The sequence below is a fragment of the Variovorax sp. 01T439_2 genome (assembly GCF_056398445.1).
The window spans coordinates 1-4,596 of record NZ_JBFTPJ010000453.1 but is presented as its reverse complement, the minus strand read 5'-3'; the positions used below and the strand labels follow the sequence as shown (position 1 = coordinate 4,596).

The 4,596-nt window shown below is 71.1% G+C and carries 3 protein-coding genes; 1 reads left to right on the top strand and 2 read right to left on the bottom strand.

The window, feature by feature from the left end; translation table 11 throughout:
- Positions 1-65: 65 nt before the first annotated feature.
- Together AC1DOC_RS20230 and phnD are read right to left on the bottom strand one after the other, a co-directional pair.
- A complete protein-coding gene (locus AC1DOC_RS20230; protein WP_478083984.1) occupies positions 66-1,124 on the bottom strand; it encodes a phosphate/phosphite/phosphonate ABC transporter substrate-binding protein in 1,059 nt (352 codons plus the stop codon).
- A 14-nt stretch (positions 1,125-1,138) separates the two neighbouring features.
- The gene (gene phnD, locus AC1DOC_RS20225) at positions 1,139-2,158 is read right to left on the bottom strand and encodes a phosphate/phosphite/phosphonate ABC transporter substrate-binding protein (protein ID WP_478130363.1); all 1,020 of its coding nucleotides are present in this window, start codon (positions 2,156-2,158) and stop codon (positions 1,139-1,141) included.
- Between the two features lie 255 nt (positions 2,159-2,413).
- Here phnD and AC1DOC_RS20220 point away from each other — a divergent pair, with 255 nt between their 5' ends.
- Positions 2,414-4,303, top strand: coding sequence for an ATP-binding response regulator (locus AC1DOC_RS20220; protein WP_478081453.1), 1,890 nt, complete (start codon positions 2,414-2,416; stop codon positions 4,301-4,303).
- The last annotated feature ends 293 nt before the right edge of the window (positions 4,304-4,596 follow it).

Here is a 4,596-nt window from a genome sequence, read left to right as displayed (position 1 = left end):
GGGTCAGGGTCCAAGCTGTGGAGCGCACCCGCAGGGCTCGGCCTTGCGATGCCAGCTGCAGATGCTCAGCGCGCGCCAGAACTGGCGGCGGCGCTCAGGGCCTCGACCTGTTCCCGGTAGTTCTTCTCGATGCGCTGCAGGCGCTTCTCGCGCGCGGCGTCGTTGACCCAGGCGGCGGCCATGGCGCTTTGCTTGCCGAGCTGGTATTCGAGCATGGCCTCGGCCAGCAGCGCGCTGTCGTCGGCGGGGGCATAGCCGTAGGCCGCGCGCAGGGTCTTCAGCACCTCGCGCTCGGCATCGGCGCCGGGGCCTTTGCCCTGGCCGTAGCCCACCAGGAAGGCCTGCAGCCGGGCCTGGAACTCGGGCGGATAGCTGCGCCGCACCACCATCTGCGCACCGGGCGGCGGCTCGGACTCCCACACGATGTGCAGCCGCGCGGCCTCCACCGGGAACTGCTCCCTGAAGCGCTCGAAGTCGGTGGTGTTGTTGGTGGCCACGTCGGCATCGCCGTTGGCCACGGCCAGCGCGGTGGCCTGGTGGGTGCCGACGATCTCGCCGCGAAAGCGCGTTTCCATCGCGATCCCGCGCGGCAGGAACAGCTGGCTCTGCGGAATGAGGAAGCCGGTCACGGAGCGGCTGTCGCCGCGCGCCAGCCGCCAGCGCTCGGGCTCGGCGAGCACGGCCTCCAGCGTGCTGGGCAGGCCGGCCTTGCGCGTCAGCAGCACGGCGCGGTGGGTCGGCATGCCGGGCCGGCGCGCGATCTGCGCCACCACCTTCATGCGCCGCTGCATCACGGCGTCGAGCGCCATCTTGGCCGAGAGAAAGGCCATGTCGATCTCGTCGCGCTTGATGGCGCGGTCGAGTTCCTCGTACGACGCCACCGAGTAGGCGCTCACGGGCACGCCCATGGCCTGGCTCAGGCCGGCCAGGAGCGGCGTCCACAGGGCGCGCGATTCGACCGCGCCGCCCAGCGGCAGCACGCCGAAGCGGATCGACTTGACCGGCGCAGCAGCCGCCTTGTCCGCCGTGGCGGCACCGCCCTGCGCCAGGCAGGCCGCGGCAACGGCCAAGAGCGCGAGCGCCGCGGCAATCGAACGCAGGAGGCGCAGCATGGACATGGACATGGGCAGGGCCCGCGTCAGGGAGACAGGTCGCGCAGCACGGCGGTCTGTTCCGCGTACCCGCTCTCGATGCGCGAGAGCCGCGCCTGCCGCGCCGCATCGTTGACCCACTGCGCGCCCATGGCGTTCTGCCTGGCCAGCTGGTAGGCCAGCTTGGCGGCAGGCTGCAGCGAGCTGTTGTCCGCCGCCACGAAGCCGGCCAGGTCATGCAGCGACTTGAGCACCACGCGCTCCGCATCGCCCTTGGGCCCCTTCGCGCGGCCGTAGCCGACCAGGAAGGCCTGCACGCGGCTGCGCAGCTCGGGCGGATATTCGCGCCGCACCACGATCTGCGCGTGCGGAATGAGCTCCGACTCCCACAGCACCTGCAGCCGCKCGGCCTCGGCCGGAAAGCGCTGCCTGAAGCGCTCGAAGTCGGCGGTGTTGTTGGTGGCCACGTCGGCTTCGTTGTTGGCCACGGCCAGCGCGGTGGTCTGGTGGGTGCCGACGATCTCGCTCAGGAAGCGCGTCTCCATCGCGATGTGGTTGGGCAGGAACAGCTGCAGCTGCGGCACGATGAAGCCCGACACCGACTGCCGCTCGCCGCGCGCGAGGCGCCAGCGCTCCGGCTCCGCGAGCAGGCTCTTCATGCTGTTGAACGGCGGCGCCTTGCGCGCCAGCAGCAGCGCCCGGTAGCCGGGCAGCCCGTCGTGCCGCACCACCTGGGCCACCACCTTCATGCGCCGCTGCGTGACGGCGTCCAGCGCCATCTTGCCGGACAGGAAGGCCATGTCGACCTCGTCGCGCCGGATCGCCTGGTCGAGCGCTTCGTACGAGTTGACCGACAGCACGCTCACGGGCCTGGCGATGGCGCGGCTCAATTCGGCCAGCAGCGGGTCCCAGTCGCTGCGCGACTCGAAGGCGCCGCCCAGCGGCAGGATGCCGAAGCGAACCGGTGCATCGGGCTGCAGCGCAGGCTGCGCAAGGGCGATTTGTGGCAGGCCGGCAAGCAATGCGAGCATGGCGGCCGCTGCGCCGCGGCGCGCCACGCCCACCATGGCGGCGGCGCGCCCGAACCTCGGGCAGCGAGAGGCGCGAACGGCGTCGGAAGCGCCGGAAGCCTTCCGGGCGCGGCATGGGGAGGCCTGCATTTTTGGAACACGAAGACATGGGGCCGCTGCGGACCAGCGGGTCTAACATGGGCAACGCGACGCAATTAGATACCAAATACAAGTTAATTTCGTGATGTTTTTCCCATCTTTCGCTCGCATGGCCGCCCCTCTAAGCTCGACATTCATGCGCCAAATCCCCCCATGAACTGGAACTTCCGCGTCCTCCGGGGGCTTGCGCGCCTCACCTTCGCGCAGCAGCTGATCCTGCTGGCGCTGGTTCCGGCCACCGCGGCCACGCTGGCGGCCATTGCCGTCCTGACGCGCCAGCACCTGGACAACCTGACCGCGCTGATGCGCGCCAATGCGCAGACGGTGGCCATGCAGGTGGCCACCGCGGCGCAGACGCCGCTGCTGCGCATGGACCGCCGCATGCTGCAGCGCACCGCCCAGTCGGGCACCTACCAGCCGCACGTGCAGCAGGTGCAGATCTGGTCGGAGGACGGCGAGATCGTCGCCAACTCCGAGACCGTCGACCGCGCGCGCGGCGATGGCCTGCAGGTGGTGGTGCCGATCGTCAGCGACGAGGGCCGCCAGAGCGGCAAGGTGATGGTGGAGATGAGCCTGGACGCGGTGCAGGACGCGCGCCGCTCGGTGTGGCTCAACGTGGTGCTGGTGCTGGCGATCAGCCTGGTGGGCGTGGGCCTGGCGGGCTGGTGGGCGGCGCGGCGCATCAGCGAGCCGATCCGCGCACTCGGCAGGGCCGTGGACCGGCTGGGCGCGGGCGAGGCCGCGAGCGTGGCCATCGAAGGCACCTCCGAGATCCGGCACCTGCAGCACGGCTTCAACCAGGCGGCGCGCGCGCTGGCCGAGAGCCACCGCCTGCTGCAAAGCCGCATCAGCGAGGCCACCGCCGAACTCGCGCGCAAGAACCAGCAGCTCGAAGTGGCAAGCCAGGCCAAGACGCGCCTGCTGGCCGCGGCCAGCCACGACCTGCGCCAGCCGCTGCATGCGCTCACGCTCTTTTCCGACGGGCTGGCCAACGGCGAGACCGATCCGCTGCGCCTGCAGCGCATCGGCCACATCCGCGAATGCGTCGATTCGCTCGACCGGCTGTTCTCCGAGCTGCTCAATCTCTCGCAGCTCGATGCCGGCGTGCTGCAGCCGCAGTGGGCCGACTTTCCGCTGGACCGGCTGTTTGACGAGATCAGCCGCAACTTCCGCCCGGTGGCCGAGCAGCAGGGCCTGCGGCTGGTGGCGCGCAAGACCGAGCTGTGGGTGCGCTGCGACTACGTGATGCTCTCGCGCATCCTCAACAACCTGGTGTCGAACTCGCTGCGCCACACGCTCGAGGGCGGCGTACTGATCGGCGCGCGGCGGCGCGGCAAGGGGGTTCGCATCGATGTGGTCGATACCGGCGTGGGCATCGCGCCGCAGCACCAGGCGCGCGTGTTCGAGGAGTTCTACCAGGTGGAGACCACGGGCCGCCAGGCACCGCGCGGCGCGCGCGGCATGGGCCTCGGGCTGGCCACGGTGCAGCGGCTGGCGGAGCTGCTCAACACGCGCGTCGACCTCACGTCCAGGCCGCACAAGGGCACCTGCGTGCGCGTGCTGGTGCGCTCGGCGCCGGCCGCGCTGCCGCCGCCGGCCGCCGCACCCGCCGCCGGCGGCGCCGAAGAAGAAGCGAGCCTGGAAAACCTGCGCATCCTGGTGATCGACGACGAGCGCACCATCCTCGAAGGCCTGACGGTGGTGCTCACCCACTGGGGCGCCGAAGTGCTGGCCGCRCAGACGCGCGCCGAAGCGCTGGCGCTGGCCGACACCTGGGCGCAGCCGCCCGACGTGGTGGTGAGCGACCTGCTGCTGCAGGGCGGCGACAACGGCCTGGACGTGATCGCCGCGCTGGAGCGCCATCCGCGCGGCATCGGCCCGGGCACGGCGCGGCTGCTGGTCACGGGCGAGACCAAGCCCGACCGCTTGCGCGAAGTGGCGAGCGCCGGCATCGCGGTGCTCTACAAGCCGGTGTCGCCGCGCGTGCTGCGCCAGGCGATCCAGACGCAGCGCGCGGCGGCGCTGTCCAACGCCGACACCTGACCAGGGTAGTGCGTCGGACATAGGCCAAGCGGCTGCCGGCGCTGTGATCTTCCTCACAGCCGCGCGGGGCTGCGGGCGCCGACATAAGCCCTCTGCCTTATCGCGCGGAGCAGGCGGCTTCCGTACATTGGGTGCTGCACTTGCTGCAGCCGCAGCCCATGTTTGTCGCCGTGAACCCTCTCATCTCGCTCCTCCGGAAMCGGCGACGCCAAGGCGCCTGCGCCGTGCTGGCTCTTGCTTGCATGGCGCAGCCCGCCGCCAGCGCCTCGGCAGCCGAGCTCACGGTGCTGGTG